The 13,383-nt window shown below is 65.1% G+C and carries 15 protein-coding genes; 8 read left to right on the top strand and 7 right to left on the bottom strand.

Annotated elements, in window-relative coordinates:
* The first annotated feature begins 33 nt into the window (after positions 1-33).
* Complete coding sequence (locus FJ948_RS03670) at positions 34-1,074, top strand: aldehyde reductase (RefSeq protein WP_140701812.1); 1,041 nt, start codon at positions 34-36, stop codon at positions 1,072-1,074.
* 34 nt (positions 1,075-1,108) lie between these two features.
* Here FJ948_RS03670 and FJ948_RS03665 read toward each other — a convergent pair whose 3' ends face one another.
* Positions 1,109-1,999 carry an SDR family oxidoreductase gene (locus FJ948_RS03665; RefSeq protein WP_140701811.1) on the bottom strand — a complete coding sequence of 297 codons (891 nt, stop codon included), beginning with the start codon at positions 1,997-1,999 and terminating at the stop codon, positions 1,109-1,111.
* Between the two features lie 134 nt (positions 2,000-2,133).
* On the opposite strand from FJ948_RS03665, the gene FJ948_RS03660 reads away from it, so the two are divergent.
* Positions 2,134-2,556, top strand: a complete 423-nt coding sequence (locus FJ948_RS03660; RefSeq protein WP_140701810.1) for a helix-turn-helix domain-containing protein — start codon at positions 2,134-2,136, stop codon at positions 2,554-2,556.
* A gap of 118 nt (positions 2,557-2,674) precedes the next feature.
* Positions 2,675-3,859: an NAD(P)/FAD-dependent oxidoreductase gene (locus tag FJ948_RS03655; RefSeq protein ID WP_246677445.1), complete on the top strand. Its 1,185-nt coding sequence runs from the start codon at positions 2,675-2,677 to the stop codon at positions 3,857-3,859.
* On the opposite strand, the gene FJ948_RS03650 is transcribed toward FJ948_RS03655, so the two are convergent.
* Complete coding sequence (locus FJ948_RS03650; protein ID WP_140701808.1) at positions 3,807-4,544, bottom strand: glutathione S-transferase family protein; 738 nt, start codon at positions 4,542-4,544, stop codon at positions 3,807-3,809. The genes FJ948_RS03655 and FJ948_RS03650 overlap by 53 nt on opposite strands.
* Positions 4,545-4,645: 101 nt before the next feature.
* On the opposite strand from FJ948_RS03650, the gene FJ948_RS03645 reads away from it, so the two are divergent.
* The 3 genes from FJ948_RS03645 to ilvC all read left to right on the top strand — a co-directional run bounded on the left by FJ948_RS03645 (position 4,646) and on the right by ilvC (position 6,952).
* Positions 4,646-5,104: a MarR family winged helix-turn-helix transcriptional regulator gene (locus tag FJ948_RS03645; protein ID WP_140701807.1), complete on the top strand. Its 459-nt coding sequence runs from the start codon at positions 4,646-4,648 to the stop codon at positions 5,102-5,104.
* 150 nt (positions 5,105-5,254) lie between these two features.
* Positions 5,255-5,908, top strand: a complete 654-nt coding sequence (locus FJ948_RS03640; protein ID WP_181173548.1) for a TetR/AcrR family transcriptional regulator — start codon at positions 5,255-5,257, stop codon at positions 5,906-5,908.
* A gap of 24 nt (positions 5,909-5,932) precedes the next feature.
* Positions 5,933-6,952, top strand: coding sequence for a ketol-acid reductoisomerase (ilvC, locus tag FJ948_RS03635; protein ID WP_013531065.1), 1,020 nt, complete (start codon positions 5,933-5,935; stop codon positions 6,950-6,952).
* A 176-nt stretch (positions 6,953-7,128) separates the two neighbouring features.
* Here ilvC and FJ948_RS03630 read toward each other — a convergent pair whose 3' ends face one another.
* Complete coding sequence (locus tag FJ948_RS03630) at positions 7,129-7,719, bottom strand: BA14K family protein (protein ID WP_140701805.1); 591 nt, start codon at positions 7,717-7,719, stop codon at positions 7,129-7,131.
* Positions 7,720-7,906: 187 nt separating this feature from the next.
* Here FJ948_RS03630 and FJ948_RS03625 point away from each other — a divergent pair, with 187 nt between their 5' ends.
* Both FJ948_RS03625 and FJ948_RS03620 read left to right on the top strand, forming a co-directional pair.
* Positions 7,907-9,019 (top strand): endonuclease/exonuclease/phosphatase family protein, encoded by a 1,113-nt coding sequence (locus FJ948_RS03625; protein ID WP_140701804.1) that lies wholly within the window; start codon positions 7,907-7,909, stop codon positions 9,017-9,019.
* Positions 9,020-9,052: 33 nt separating this feature from the next.
* Positions 9,053-9,769, top strand: a complete 717-nt coding sequence (locus tag FJ948_RS03620; RefSeq protein ID WP_140701803.1) for a hypothetical protein — start codon at positions 9,053-9,055, stop codon at positions 9,767-9,769.
* Positions 9,770-9,774: 5 nt separating this feature from the next.
* Here the strand turns inward: FJ948_RS03620 and FJ948_RS03615 are convergent, their stop codons facing one another.
* The 4 genes from FJ948_RS03615 to FJ948_RS03600 all read right to left on the bottom strand — a co-directional run bounded on the left by FJ948_RS03615 (position 9,775) and on the right by FJ948_RS03600 (position 13,367).
* Positions 9,775-10,014, bottom strand: a complete 240-nt coding sequence (locus FJ948_RS03615) for a hypothetical protein (RefSeq protein WP_140701802.1) — start codon at positions 10,012-10,014, stop codon at positions 9,775-9,777.
* 133 nt (positions 10,015-10,147) lie between these two features.
* A complete protein-coding gene (locus FJ948_RS03610) occupies positions 10,148-11,365 on the bottom strand; it encodes an ABC transporter permease (protein ID WP_140701801.1) in 1,218 nt (405 codons plus the stop codon).
* Between the two features lie 3 nt (positions 11,366-11,368).
* Positions 11,369-12,076 carry an ABC transporter ATP-binding protein gene (locus tag FJ948_RS03605; protein WP_140701800.1) on the bottom strand — a complete coding sequence of 236 codons (708 nt, stop codon included), beginning with the start codon at positions 12,074-12,076 and terminating at the stop codon, positions 11,369-11,371.
* A gap of 4 nt (positions 12,077-12,080) precedes the next feature.
* Entirely contained in the window at positions 12,081-13,367 is a 1,287-nt protein-coding gene (locus FJ948_RS03600) for an efflux RND transporter periplasmic adaptor subunit (protein ID WP_140701799.1), read from the bottom strand.
* Positions 13,368-13,383: the final 16 nt, after the last annotated feature.

Raw genomic sequence — 13,383 nt, 5'->3', positions numbered from 1 at the left:
AGTTCGATCGCCTCGGCTCGAGGGGAGGCGGTCATGAGTGGTGAATTGGTGCTTGTCACCGGCGGATCGGGATTCCTCGGCGCGCACTGCATCCTGGCCTTGCTCGACGCCGGCTACCGCGTGCGCACGACAGTGCGGTCCAGCAAGCGCGAAGCCAACGTTATCGCCATGCTGAAGGGCGCCGGGACCGAGCCGGGCGACAGGCTCACCTTTGCCATCGCCGATCTCACGGCCGACGTAGGCTGGCCAGACGCCGTCGTCGGCTGCGACTATGTCCTGCATGTTGCGTCGCCGTTCCCGTCCGGCGTGCCGAAACATGAAGATGAGATCATCGTTCCGGCTCGCGAAGGCGCCTTACGGGTGCTCAGGGCGGCGCGAGACGCCGGCGTCAAACGCGTCGTGCTGACGTCATCCTTCGCCGCTATCGGCTATGGCAAGATGCCGCCCGGCGGCCAGCCGTTCACCGAGGAGAGCTGGACCGATCCGACGGCCAAGGTCAGCGCCTATGTGAAGTCGAAGACGCTTGCCGAGCGCGCGGCCTGGGATTTCATCGCCGCCGAGGGTGGCGGCCTGGAACTGGCGGTCGTCAATCCGGTCGGCATTTTCGGACCGGTGCTGGGTTCCGACCATTCGACCTCCACCGAATTCGTCCAGCGCATGATGAACGGTGCAATGCCTGGCTTGCCGCGCCTGTCCTTCGGCGTGGTCGACGCGCGCGACGTGGCAGACCTGCATGTGCGCGCCATGACCAATCCCGCCGCCAGGGGCGAACGTTTCCTGGCCGTCGCCGGCGACTTCATGACCGTGCGCGAGATCGCGCGGACAGTGAAGACGCGGCTCGGCGCGGCCGCATCGCGGGTCTCGACGCGGGAGCTTCCCGATTGGCTGGTGCGGGTGGTGGGGCTGTTCAACGCGGAAGCCGCGCAACTCGTGACGGAACTCGGCAAGGTCAAGAACGCCACCAACGCCAAGGCGGTGCGCATGCTCGGCTGGGCGCCGCGCTCACGCGAGGACGCACTGGCGGCGACCGGCGAAAGCCTGATCCGGCTTGGGCTGCTCAAGGCATCGAAGTAGCGCGGCGGGAGGAAGACTTCCCGCCGCGCCGATCTCAACCAGCCAGGGCGGCTTTGTTGGCTTCCAGGAACTGCTTCAGCGGTGTCGACTTCCGACCGGAAAGTGTCGCGACCGAGTCCGTCACCATGCCGAGGTCGCCAGCGCGTGTGGCGGCGTCGAAGGACACCAGAAGCCTGGCGATCGGCTCGGGAAGCCCGGCTGCCTTCATGCCTTCGGTCAGTGCTTCATCGGAAAGCTGGACGACCTGGATCGGCTTGCCGGTGACCTCGGTGACGAGTGCCGCGACCTCGGCCGATGTATAGGCCTTGGGCCCAGTCAGCGTGTAAGTCTTGCTCTCGCTGGCGTCCGAGGCGAGCCCAGCAGCTATGGCCGCGGCGTAATCGTCACGCGCGCCGTAGGAAATGGCACCATCGCCCGCCGATGTGTACCAATGACCCGAGGCGAGGATTTGCGGCATGGCCATGAATAGGTTCTCGTCGTACCAGCCGTTGCGGAAGATCGTGTAGGGGATGCCGCTGGCCTTGATCGCTTGCTCTGTGTCGTAGTGGTCGGGAGCAAAAAGCACGGCGGAGCCGGGCTCGGTGTTGGGCAGCGAAGTGTAAAGCAGGTGGCCGACGCCAGCCTCCCTGGCCGCCGCGACGGCGGCAAGCTGCTGCTCGCGCCGCTTTCCCTGGATCGCCAGTTCGTTGGTCGAAATGATGAGGGCCCGGTCGGCCCCGGCGAAGGCTTTGGCAAGCGAAGCCCGATCGTCGAAGTCGGCCTGGCGAACAGTGACGCCGCGCGCCGACAGGTCGGCAAGATTGGCGGGCGTGCGCGTCGTGGCGATGATCCGGGCCGCCGGTATCTCGAATGTGTCCAGCAGATGGTTGACGACGCTGCGGCCGAGCTGGCCGGACGCGCCGGTGACAAGAAGAGTTGCGGTCATGGGAATCCTGACATTGCGCCGGAAGGGCGGTTCGGGTGATAGTCTCAAAAAGAGACCAGCACTAAAATAGGAATTGACCCACTGCCGTAAAGAAGGCAGTTTTTCGGGAGGTAGGCACACGCAGGGAACCAGCCATGGACAGCTCGCTCGTAAAACTGAGGTCCAGACTCGAAGTCTACAAAGCGATGACCGACGGAGGAAACATTGCCGATTGCCCGGTCCGCGACGTCATCCAGGGACTCAATGGCAAATCGAGTTCGCTGCTGACAGCGGCCCTGGCTGAGCAGCCCTATCGCTTCGGCGAGCTGCGGCGGCTGGTTCCCGATATCTCGCAGCGCATGCTGACCCAGACGCTCTATGATCTGCAGCGCGACGGCTATGTGCACCGCGAAGTGTTCCCGACCAAGCCGCCCAGCGTCGAATACAGCCTGACCGAGCTTGGACGCTCGATGTTCGACGCTTTGCAGCATCTGTTGCAGTGGGCTGAAAACAACCACGACGCTGTGCGCGAGGCGCGGGCTGGTTTCGACGCCGCAGGCTTGAACCCAGGCGGCTAGCGCTCCGTCGCGACTTGATTTCGTCAGGCGGCTGAAGGATTGTCCGGCCAATTCGGCTTGGGGGAACGGCATTTCCTACGATATCGCAATTGCAGGCGCCGGCCCGGCGGGACTGGCCATGGCGCTCTATCTCAAGCGGGCCGGTCACCGCGTCACCATTTTCGAGCGCTTCGCGGAGCCGAAGCCGGTCGGATCGGGGCTGATCCTGCAGCCGACCGGGCTGACGGTGCTCGCCGATCTCGGCCTGCTCGACGACATCATGGCGCTGGGCAGCAGGATCGACCGGCTGCATGGCGCCGATGCTTCGAGCGGCCGCACCGTGCTCGATGTCCGCTACGACGCTCAGCGCGGCGGCCGGTTCGGTCTGGCTGTGCATCGGGCGGCCCTGTTCGGTGTGCTTTTTCGTGCGGCGCAGCGCGAGGCGATCGCCATCGAGACCGGAGTCGAGATCGAGACGCTGGAGGCTGGTGAACGGGCAACGCTGATCCGTGGCGATGGGCGAAGGGCAGGGCCGTTCGATCTGGTCGTCGACGCCAGCGGCGCGCGCTCGAAATTGCGGCGGAGCGTCGGCAATCCCGGCGAGCCAAGGCCGCTCCCCTATGGCGCGTTCTGGGCGTCGCTCAAGTGGCGCGGCGAGGGTTTTGACGAGCACGCGCTTTTGCAGCGCTATGACAAGGCCAGCGTGATGATCGGCGTGCTGCCGATCGGCCGGCCGGAACCGGGTGCGCAGAAGATGGCGGCCTTCTTCTGGAGCCTGAAGCCTGATGATGTCGACGCGGTGCGTGGCCAGGGCCTCGACGCCTGGAAGGCAAGGGTGGTGCGGCTGTGGCCGCGGGCCGAGGCGTTTACCAGCCAGATCGACAGTTTCGACCAGCTCTCGCTGGCCCGCTATGGCCACCACACGATGAAGCTTCCGGTCGGCCGGCGGTTGGCCGTGATCGGCGATGCCGCGCACTCGACCAGTCCGCAGCTCGGCCAGGGCGCCAACATGGCGCTGCTCGACGCCGCCGCGCTCAGCCATGCGCTGGCGCGAACGGACGTCGTGGAAGCCGCGTTGGAAGCCTATGCCAAGGCGCGGCGCTGGCATGTGCGGACCTTCCAGGCGCTGTCGCTGGCGTTCACGCCCTTCTACCAGTCGGATTCCGTGGCGCTGCCTTTCATTCGCGACAGGCTGGTGGCGACCATCGCAAAAATCCCGCCGGCGCCGCAATTCCTTGCCTCGATGGTGGCGGGCACCGCGATCGATCCTTTCAGGCGGGCAGGGCTTGCCGAGGCGCAGTGGCCGGATCAGCTTGCCGGATGAGGCTCGATAGAAAAGAGCCCTTGGCGCGCAGGAACGCATGCAGGCGCTGCGGATAGTCCGGCGCCACGGCTTGCCGGATCGAGGGACGGTCGCCTAACGCTCTGCGCCAGGCCTGGACGCGCGGCTTGCCGTCCAGGATGCCGAAATCGCCGATCCGGTCGAAGGCGTCGAGATATTTGAAAACGGGTCCGAAGACCGCATCAACGAACGAAAAGCGGTCGCCGGCGAACCACGGCCCACTGCGCGGCGCATCGTCGGCGAGTTCAGCCTCGAGGCGGTCGAACATCGCCGACAGCGCGCTGGCCTCGGCGAGGAAGCCGGCCTCGCTCGGCGCTGAATAGAACCGGCCGATGGCGTTGAGGATGGCCGAGCCATACTCGATCCAGGCACGGTGCCGGGCCCTGGCATAGGCATCGGCGGGGTGGAGGGGGTTGGCCTGTGTCTCCTCGAGCAATTCGAGGATGACCGCGGATTCGAAGATCACCGTCTCGTCGCCATTTCGCCGGACGCGCAGCAGCGGCACCTTGCCCAGCGGCGAGATCGCCTTGAACCAGTTCGGTTTGTCGGCGAGGTCGATGTCGACGCGCTCGAACGGCACGCCTTTCTCGGTCAGCGAAATCGCCGCACGCTGGACGAAGGGGCAGAGAGGGTGGCTGACGAGAATGAGGGTGTCGGTATGGTTCATCGGATTGCTCCTCGATAAATTGATGCAGTTGCATCTATGTAGATGCATGCACATCGATCGTCAAGCTTGATGCATTTGCATCTATCTCTTATGGTGCGGTCATGACAGAGAGAGCCATGCCTGCGCCTGATGCCATCAAGGCCTGGGCCCGCCTGATGCGGGTGTCGCGCCAACTGATAGAACGTGCCGAGGAGGCGCTGAAAGAGGGCGGTCTGCCGCCGCTCGCCTGGTACGACGTGCTGCACGAACTCGCCGAGGCCGGCGAGGGCGGTTTGCGGCCGTTTCAGTTGATCGAGCGCACCTTGTTTGCGCAATACAACATCTCGCGGCTGTTGGCCCGGCTCGAAGCCGACGGGCTGGTCGAGAAACTCCCGGTGGCTGATGACGGCCGCGGCCAGACCATCCGCATCACCGCCAAGGGACGTGAGACGCGCCGCCGGATGTGGGCGGTCTACGGACGGTCAATCGCCGAACTGGTTGGCGCCAAGCTCTCGCCCGACGAACTGAGCATGGTGTCGGCCCTGCTTGGCCGGCTGCGTCATCCGCCTGCCGGGGACTGAGCATTCGCATTGCGCGGCTGCGCGGGACGCCAGCAGATATTTTTCTTCTCTGCCCTTGCGCCGATCATTGGATTGCGCAATAAGCCGAACCGTAACGTACGGTACGGCAGGCGACTTAGCCGACCTGCTTTTGTCTGCCGAGGGAAGAGCGTGTTGCACGGCGTGGCCGACATCGACAACAGCGAGGCGTTGACGGAGCGGCAGCAGGCCGTTCTGGATGCGGCGCTGCGGCTGCTGGTCGAGGAGGGCGACAATCTGACCATGACCGCCGTGGCGCGCCGGGCGAGCTGTTCCAAGGAAACGCTCTACAAATGGTTCGGCGGCCGTGACGGGCTGTTGACGGCAACGGTGCAGTGGCAGGCGTCGAAGGTGCGGGTGGCTTCGGTCGACGGCAGGGGGCTCGACCTTGCCTCGCTGACGGCAACCCTGGAGCGGTTTGCCTCCGACTGGCTCAAGGTGATCTCCAGCGACACCTCGATCGCGCTCAACCGGGTGGCGGTAAGCCATGCGGGTTCAGGCAAGGACAATCTCGGCGCCGTCGTGCTGGAGAATGGGCGCTTTGCACTGGCCAAGCGGCTGAAGCCGGTGCTTGAAGCCGGCCGGCAGGCCGGGCTGCTTGAATTCGGGGATGCCGAGACGGCGTTCCGTACCTTTTTCGGGCTGGTTGGCCGCGATGTGCAGATCCGTCTGCTGCTCGGCGACAGGCTGGAATTGACTGAGGCGGCGATCGGCGGCGATGCCATCCGCGCGACGCAGCAGTTTCTCGCTCTTTTCGGAGCAAAAACCGGGCCGCAAGGCCTCTGATCTAAAAAACGGGAAGGAAGTAAAATGCGCGTCTATTACGATCGTGATGCCGATCTCAATCTGATCAAGGGCAAGAAGGTCGCCATCATCGGGTATGGCAGCCAGGGCAGGGCGCATGCGCTCAACCTCAAGGATTCCGGCGCCAAGGAGATTGCCATCGGCCTCAAGGCCGGCTCGGCGACCGCCAAGAAGGTCGAGGCCGACGGGCTCAAGGTGATGAGCGTCGCCGACGCCGCCAAATGGGCCGACCTGATGATGATGGCGACGCCGGACGAATTGCAGGCCGACATCTACAAGAATGAAATCGCGCCGAACATCCGTGACGGCGCCGCGATTGCCTTCGCGCATGGTCTCAACGTTCATTTCGGCCTGATCGAGCCGAAGTCGACCGTCGACGTCGTCATGATCGCGCCGAAGGGCCCGGGCCACACGGTTCGCGGCGAATACCAGAAGGGCGGCGGCGTGCCGTGCCTGGTCGCCGTCAACCAGGACGCCTCGGGCAATGCGCTCGACCTCGCTCTCTCCTACGCCTGCGGCGTCGGCGGCGGTCGTTCGGGCATCATCGAGACCAATTTCCGCGAGGAATGCGAGACCGACCTGTTCGGCGAGCAGGTCGTGCTGTGCGGCGGCCTGGTCGAACTGATCCGCGCCGGCTTCGAGACCCTGGTGGAAGCCGGCTACGCGCCGGAAATGGCCTATTTCGAGTGCCTGCATGAAGTGAAGCTGATCGTCGACCTGATCTATGAAGGCGGCATCGCCAACATGAACTACTCGATCTCGAACACCGCCGAGTGGGGCGAGTATGTCTCGGGTCCGCGCATCATCACCGCCGAGACCAAGGCCGAGATGAAGCGCGTGCTGAAGGACATCCAGACGGGAAAATTCACCTCGGAGTGGATGCAGGAATACCGCGCCGGCATGTCGCGCTTCAAGGGCATCCGCCGCAACAATGACAGCCACCAGATCGAGGAAGTCGGCGCCAAGCTGCGCGCCATGATGCCGTGGATCTCCAAGAACAAGCTGGTCGACAAGGCCAAGAACTGAGCCGATCCACGTTTCTTGCTTTGCGCGTCCTCGGGCTTCGCCCTGTGGGCGCGCGGGGGATCTCCAAAAACAAGCTGGTCGATAAGGCCAAGAACTGAGCCGATCCACGTTTCGCGATCAATAGAAAACGGCGCCACGTGGCGCCGTTTTCATTTCCGGCATCAGCCGCGGGCAGCTCAGCTATAGGGCGAATAGCATTGCTGGCGCGGGCCGTTATAGGGCTGGAACGTGTTGTCGTAGGCGCGGTACGACCGGTAGCGGTTGTAGCACCATTGCACGTGCGCGTTCGACAGCCGACCGGCGCGGTAGTGACGGCGCGGCGCCGGCGCATAGTAGCCGTCGTTATAGTAGCCGTTGTTGTACATGCTGCCGAGGCCGAGCCCCAGGCCAAGACCGAGCACCGCGGCGGCGCCGTCATCGTAGTAGCGTCCGCCACGATAGTGATGGCGGCCATGGCGCCAGCGCCAGTCATCGCCACGGCTCCAGTTGCCGCCACCGTTCCAGTGGCGACGGCCGTTCCAGTTGTCCCCGCCATTCCAGTGGCGGCCGTTCCAGTTGCCGGACCGGCGCCATCTCCAATCGCCGCCATTGTTGTTGCCGCCGGCCCAGCTGTCGCGGACCGGGGTTATGGTCGGCGCGGCGGTACTGGCCGGGATCGACACATCCGGCTGCAGGATCGGACCAGCGGCGGATGGCGCCGTGATGCCGGACACGATACCGAGGGCTACAAGCCCGGATTTGATAGTGGAAGAAAAGAGCGAATTCATTGCACTCTCCAAGAGCTACAGGCCCCACGCCTACCCTGGAATGGGCATACTGTGGACCTTTGCGTCTGAACGGCGGATGAACGGAAAGGTTCCGTCAACCATGGCGCGAACCCGCCAGGACCAATCGATCCCTGCTTGTGGTTCTGCGATCTTGTCTTCTGGCGCTCTTGCAGGCAAAGGTCAGCGCATGTCGCTGCGCCTTGCCACCTTCAATGTCGAAAACCTGATGAACAGGTTCGATTTTTCCGGCTATCGCAACCAACTCAACGAGGACCGGACACTGGCGCTGTTCGATATCCAGAGCGAGGCCGAATACAGGATGCTGGAACAGGCGCGCGCCATCGCGCAGTCCGACGACACGCGCCAACTGACGGCGCTGGCCATCGCCGCCACCCGCGCCGACATCATCTGCATGCAGGAGGTCGACAATATCGAGGCCCTGAAGGCGTTCGAGTACGGCTACCTGTTCAAGATGGTGGGGCAGGGCTACCGGCAGAAATACACCACGTCGGGCAATGATTCGCGCGGCATCGATGTCGCCGTGATGATGCGCAACGAAACCGCGCAGGGACAGCCGATCGAATTCGTGCGCATGACCAGCCATGCCTATGCCACGTACGAGCAGTTCGGCATGCATACGCCGGAGCTGGCGGCCCTCGGCAACCAGGCCAATGAACGCATCTTCCGGCGCGACTGCCTGGAGGTCGACATCAAGGTGGGCGGCGCGCCGATGACGCTTTATCTCGTGCACTTCAAGTCGATGGGTTCGCCCCGCAACGGGCTCGACGGACGCGAAGCGACAATGCCGGTGCGCGTCGCCGAGGCGCAGGCCGTGCGGCGCATCATCGAGGAGCGTTTCGGCGTGGAGCACGCAGCCGACAAGCGCTGGGCGATCTGCGGCGACATGAACGATTACCGCCAGCGCGTGAAGATCGCCGGCGACGAGGTCGACGGCTACCGTTTCGAAGTGGTCGACGAGAACCTGTCCTGCATCAATGTGCTGACGGCGGGCGACTTCTGCGAGAACGTCGTCGAGCGGCGGCCGGAGATGAACCGCTGGACCTTCTATCACACACGCGGACCGGAAGAGCGGCATCTGTGCCAGCTCGACTACATCCTGCTCTCGAAGGGACTGGCGGCGAAGAACACCACGGCGGTTCCCGACATCATCCGCAACGGCCAGCCCTGGCGCACGATCTTTCCCGCCGGCCAGGAAGTCGAGCGCTTCCCGCGCGCCGGCTGGGACCGGCCCAAGGCCTCGGATCATTGCCCGGTGGCGATCACGCTGGACATGGCCTGATGGGCATTATGGGGCCTGATGGGCGGAGCCGACATGAGCTTTGATCTTCCGCGCAATGTCATCCTGCCCGTCGACGCCATCGACGTCCGTCTCGACCCCGGCCCGCACCCGTTCGCACTGGAGAATGCCGAGGCGATCGCTGCGAACTGGCAGAGCGAGATCGCCGCCAAACCGGCGCTGTTCGACGGCATTGTGGTGCTGCTTTCGGAACTTGCCTATCGCGACCGCCGCCTCATCGGCCGCTGCCATGCCGTCAACTACTCGACCTTCATGCTGTGGCGCAAGCGGCGCGAGAATTCCGGCGCCGAGCATGCCTATGGCCATGCCATGCTGGTGGCCGGAGACAATGCGCTGGTGGCGATCCGCATGGGACGACACACGGTGGGGGCCGGTAGCGTCTATTTCGCAGCCGGCTCGTTCGAGCCGGTCGATTTCCGCGACGGTCTCGTCGATGTCGATTTCAACATGATCCGCGAGGTGCGCGAGGAAACCGGCCTCGACCTGTCGGATGCCAGGCGCGGTGTGCGCTGGCACGCCCTGTCGACGGCAAGCGGCACCGTCATCTTCCGCCGCTATCATGTCGACGAGCCGGCCGACGAGATCGCGCGCCGGATCTCGGCCTTCGTCGCCACCGAAGCCGATCCGGAGATCGAGGGGCCGGTGATCATCCGCCATGCCGGCGACCTGCCGGAGGGGCTGGCGCCACACATGAAGCCGCTGGTCGAGTGGCATTTCGCGGGTACGGAATAGCCCGCTTACAACATCTTGCCCTTGACCGCCTTGCGGTCGTTGCGCGCGGCGACGAAAAACAGAATGAAGCCGACGCCCAGCAACCCGCCCATCGCCATACCCATGGTCTGGCCGACGACCGCTTGGAAATCCGGTTTGACGCGATCGGGGTTGGTCATCCCGTAATCGGCGAGATACCACCAGATCCCTGCCAGGACAGCTTCGATAATCACCATGGTCAGGACCACGCGCGCCTTCTTGCTCATCAGCTGCTCCTCGACCAGATAAGCCTTGGCATAACATCGCCAACACAGTGACGACAGGGCTGGGGCAGGGCGGAAACGTCGAAGGCTGTGTAAAAACCGGCGCGGCGTGCCGGGCGCTTTGCAGCTTACTCCGTTATTCGTGCCGCAACGCGTCGATTGGATCGAGGCGGGCGCCGCGTAGCGCCGGGAAGAAGCCGAACACCATGCCGATCAGCGCGGAAAAGCCGACCGCGAGCAGGATCACGGCGGGGCTCGGCGCGAACGGTATGGTCAGCGTCGCCGAGGCGAGGCCGGCCAGCCCCAGGCCGAGCAGGATGCCGATGATGCCGCCGAGCAGCGACAGCACGGTCGCCTCGACCAGGAACTGGATGAGGATGTGCTTTTCATGCGCGCCGATGGCGAGCCTGATGCCGATCTCGCGCGTGCGCTCGGTGACCGAGACCAGCATGATGTTCATGATGCCGATGCCGCCGACCAGCAGGCTGACGCCGGCGACCGCGCCGAGCATGCCGGTCATGGTGGTGGTGGCGCTGGCCATGGCGTCGGCGATCTGGGTCATGTCGCGGATGCCGAAATCGCTCTCGCGGTCGGGGGTGATGCGCCTGGCATCGCGCAGGATGTCTTCGACACGCGGCTGCAATTCGGTGGTCGGCGTGCGATCGTCGGCGGCGATGTAGATATTGTCGATGTCGCGGTTGCCGGCAATGCGGCGCTGATAGGCGGCGAGCGGCATCAGCACGACATTGTCCTGGTCCTGGCCGAAACCGGTATAGCCCTTAGGCTCGAGCAGGCCGATGATCCTGCAGGAGGTGCGGTTGACGCGGATGATCTCGCCCTCGGGATCGCCGGCGCCGAAGAACTGCTGGCGCACCGTCTCGCCGATCAGGCACACGCCGGTGCCCGAGCGGGTCTCGGAATCGCTGAACGGGCGGCCGGACACCAGCTTCCAGTCGCGCGCGTCGAGATAAGCGCTGTCGGTGCCGGTGACGCCCGAGGTCAGGCTCTCGGTGCCGAAAATGACGCGGACCTGCTTCTGCGCGGCCGGCGAGATGGCGCGCGCGCCGGTGAGATGCGCGACCAGCGCCGCCAGGTCCTTTTCGGCGAGCGGCCGCACCGCCTGGTCGAGCCCGCCCGGGCCGCCGGGACCGGCCGGCCGGCCGGCGCGCACGACCAGCAGATTGCTGCCGAGCTTGGAGATGTCGGCCTTAACCTTCTGCGTGGTGCCGGAGCCGATGGTGAGCATGGCAATGACGGCGGCGACGCCGATGACGATGCCGAGCAGCGTCAGGAACGAGCGCAGCACGTTGCGGCGGATCGAGCGCAGCGAGAGGCGGACGGTTTCCCAGATCATAGTCTATGCCACTTCCACGTTCATGGAATCGGAGGCGACATGGCCGTCGAGGAAGCGGATGGTGCGCTCGGCGTATTCGGCGACATCGGCCTCGTGCGTGACCATGGTGATGGTCAGGCCAAGCTCTCTGTTCAGCCGGGTCAGCAGCTCCATGATCTCGTGCGTGCGCGCGGTGTCGAGATTGCCGGTCGGCTCATCGGCGACGAGCAGGGTCGGCCTGGTGACGATGGCGCGTGCGATCGCCACGCGCTGCTGCTGGCCGCCCGACAGTTCAGCCGGCGTGTGGTGCTCGCGGCCGACGAGGCCGACCTCGGCCAGCGCCTGCATGGCAAGGTCGCGCCGCTCGCGGGCGGGAACGCCGCGATAGATCAGCGGCAGTTCGACATTTTCGGCCGCCGTGGTGCGGGCCAGGAGATTGTAGCCCTGGAAGACGAAGCCGACATAGAGGTTGCGCAGCATGGCGCGGCGGTTGCGGTCGAGCCGGCCGGCATCGACGCCCATGAAGGAATAGGTTCCGGCGGTCGGCGTGTCGAGGCAACCGATGATGTTCATGGCCGTCGACTTGCCGGAGCCCGACGGACCCATGATGGCGACGAATTCGCCGCGCCGGATAGCAAGGTCGACGCCGGCCAGCGCATGCACCTTGGCTTCGCCCTGGCCGTAGCTCTTCCAGACCTTGTCGAAGGTGATGAGGGCTGCACCGGCGGCCATGGCGTCAGCTCCGCGACTGCGAGGCCGTGATCACCTGCGCGCCTTCGTCCAGGCCGGAGGTGATCTCGGTCAGCTCCCCGTCGGTGGAGCCGATCTTGACGTTGACGGGACGCGGCCGCCCGTTCTCCAGCACATAGAGCGTGCGGGAACCATCGGTCGGTGCCTTCGCGGGCTGGCGCTGGCGGTTGCCGCGCCCCATGCGGCCGGTGAACAGGTCGCTCAGGCTCCAGCCGCGCGCCGCCTGCTGCGCCGGGCGATAGCGGAACGCGGAAGAGGGCACGGTGAGCACGCCCTTGGCCTCCCGCGTGACCACCGAAACGGTGGCAGTCATGCCGGGCCGCAGCAGAAGCTCGTTGTTGTCGACCTCGAGCCGCGCATTGTAGGTGACGACGCCATCCGTCGTGACCGAGGCATAGGAAATGTCGCGGATCTCGGCATCGAAGGGCCGGTCAGGGAAAGCGTCGACGGTGAAGCGGGCATGCTGGCCCGACTTGACCGCGCCGATATCGGCTTCGTCGACCGCCGCCACCAGCTCCATGTTCCTGAGATCGGCGGCAATGACGAACAGAACCGGCGCCTGCAGTGAGGAGGCGACCGTCTGGCCGGGGTCGACGGAGCGCGTCAGCACGATGCCATCGATCGGCGCGTAGATCGTGCTCTTGGCGAGGTCGGTCCGCTGCGCCTTGAGGTCGGCCTGGGCGATGGCGAGATTGGCCTTCGCACTGTCGAGCGCCGCCTTGGATCGGTCGCGCGTGGCGGTTGCCGCCTCGAGCGATTGGTCGGTGGCCATGCCGCGTTTTGTCAAGGCCGCCGCGCGTAGCAGCGCGCTCTCATTCTCGGCCAGCGTCACCGTGGCGTCTTCGACATTGGCAGCGGCGCCCTTGGCGGATGCCTCGGCGCGTTCGATCTGGACCTCGAGTTTCACCGTATCGAGTGTGGCCAGCACGTCGCCCTTCTTGACCTGCTGGTTCTCCTCGGCGGAGACCGAGCGGATGATGCCGGACAGTTCGCTCGATATATCGACCTGGGTCAGGGGCTGCAGCGTGCCTGTCGCCGATACCTGGACGGTGAGGTCGGCCCTGGCGGCCGGTACGGTGGTGTAGTCAATCCTGGCCGGCGTTCCCGCATACCACTGATAGAGGCCAAGGCCGGCGGCAAGCACGATGAGGGTCAGCAACGCATAGAGCCAGCCGCGCCGGCGCGTCTTGCGCCGGCCGGTCTGGTCGAGACCGAGCGCCGTCTCGATGGCGGAATCCGATTCCGTCTTTGGCGGATTGACAATCTGGTCCACGCCAGACCCCTATGAT

The organism is Mesorhizobium sp. B2-3-12, assembly GCF_006442205.1.
In the GTDB taxonomy this organism is placed as follows: domain Bacteria; phylum Pseudomonadota; class Alphaproteobacteria; order Rhizobiales; family Rhizobiaceae; genus Mesorhizobium.
Note: the sequence above shows the minus strand (reverse complement) of the source record. Positions and strands in the feature narration are given on the sequence as shown.

What these genes read in the sequence shown, in the direction of transcription:
- FJ948_RS03650 (WP_140701808.1), bottom strand. Translation starts at nt 4,544, where the DNA reads ATGAACCATACCGACACCCTCATTCTCGTCAGCCACCCTCTCTGCCCC.
- FJ948_RS03655 (WP_246677445.1), top strand. Translation starts at nt 2,675, where the DNA reads ATGGCGCTCTATCTCAAGCGGGCCGGTCACCGCGTCACCATTTTCGAG.
- FJ948_RS03620 (WP_140701803.1), top strand. Translation starts at nt 9,053, where the DNA reads ATGAGCTTTGATCTTCCGCGCAATGTCATCCTGCCCGTCGACGCCATC.
- FJ948_RS03665 (WP_140701811.1), bottom strand. Translation starts at nt 1,999, where the DNA reads ATGACCGCAACTCTTCTTGTCACCGGCGCGTCCGGCCAGCTCGGCCGC.
- FJ948_RS03610 (WP_140701801.1), bottom strand. Translation starts at nt 11,365, where the DNA reads ATGATCTGGGAAACCGTCCGCCTCTCGCTGCGCTCGATCCGCCGCAAC.
- FJ948_RS03630 (WP_140701805.1), bottom strand. Translation starts at nt 7,719, where the DNA reads ATGAATTCGCTCTTTTCTTCCACTATCAAATCCGGGCTTGTAGCCCTC.
- ilvC (WP_013531065.1), top strand. Translation starts at nt 5,933, where the DNA reads ATGCGCGTCTATTACGATCGTGATGCCGATCTCAATCTGATCAAGGGC.
- FJ948_RS03660 (WP_140701810.1), top strand. Translation starts at nt 2,134, where the DNA reads ATGGACAGCTCGCTCGTAAAACTGAGGTCCAGACTCGAAGTCTACAAA.
- FJ948_RS03645 (WP_140701807.1), top strand. Translation starts at nt 4,646, where the DNA reads ATGACAGAGAGAGCCATGCCTGCGCCTGATGCCATCAAGGCCTGGGCC.
- FJ948_RS03625 (WP_140701804.1), top strand. Translation starts at nt 7,907, where the DNA reads ATGTCGCTGCGCCTTGCCACCTTCAATGTCGAAAACCTGATGAACAGG.
- FJ948_RS03615 (WP_140701802.1), bottom strand. Translation starts at nt 10,014, where the DNA reads ATGAGCAAGAAGGCGCGCGTGGTCCTGACCATGGTGATTATCGAAGCT.
- FJ948_RS03605 (WP_140701800.1), bottom strand. Translation starts at nt 12,076, where the DNA reads ATGGCCGCCGGTGCAGCCCTCATCACCTTCGACAAGGTCTGGAAGAGC.
- FJ948_RS03670 (WP_140701812.1), top strand. Translation starts at nt 34, where the DNA reads ATGAGTGGTGAATTGGTGCTTGTCACCGGCGGATCGGGATTCCTCGGC.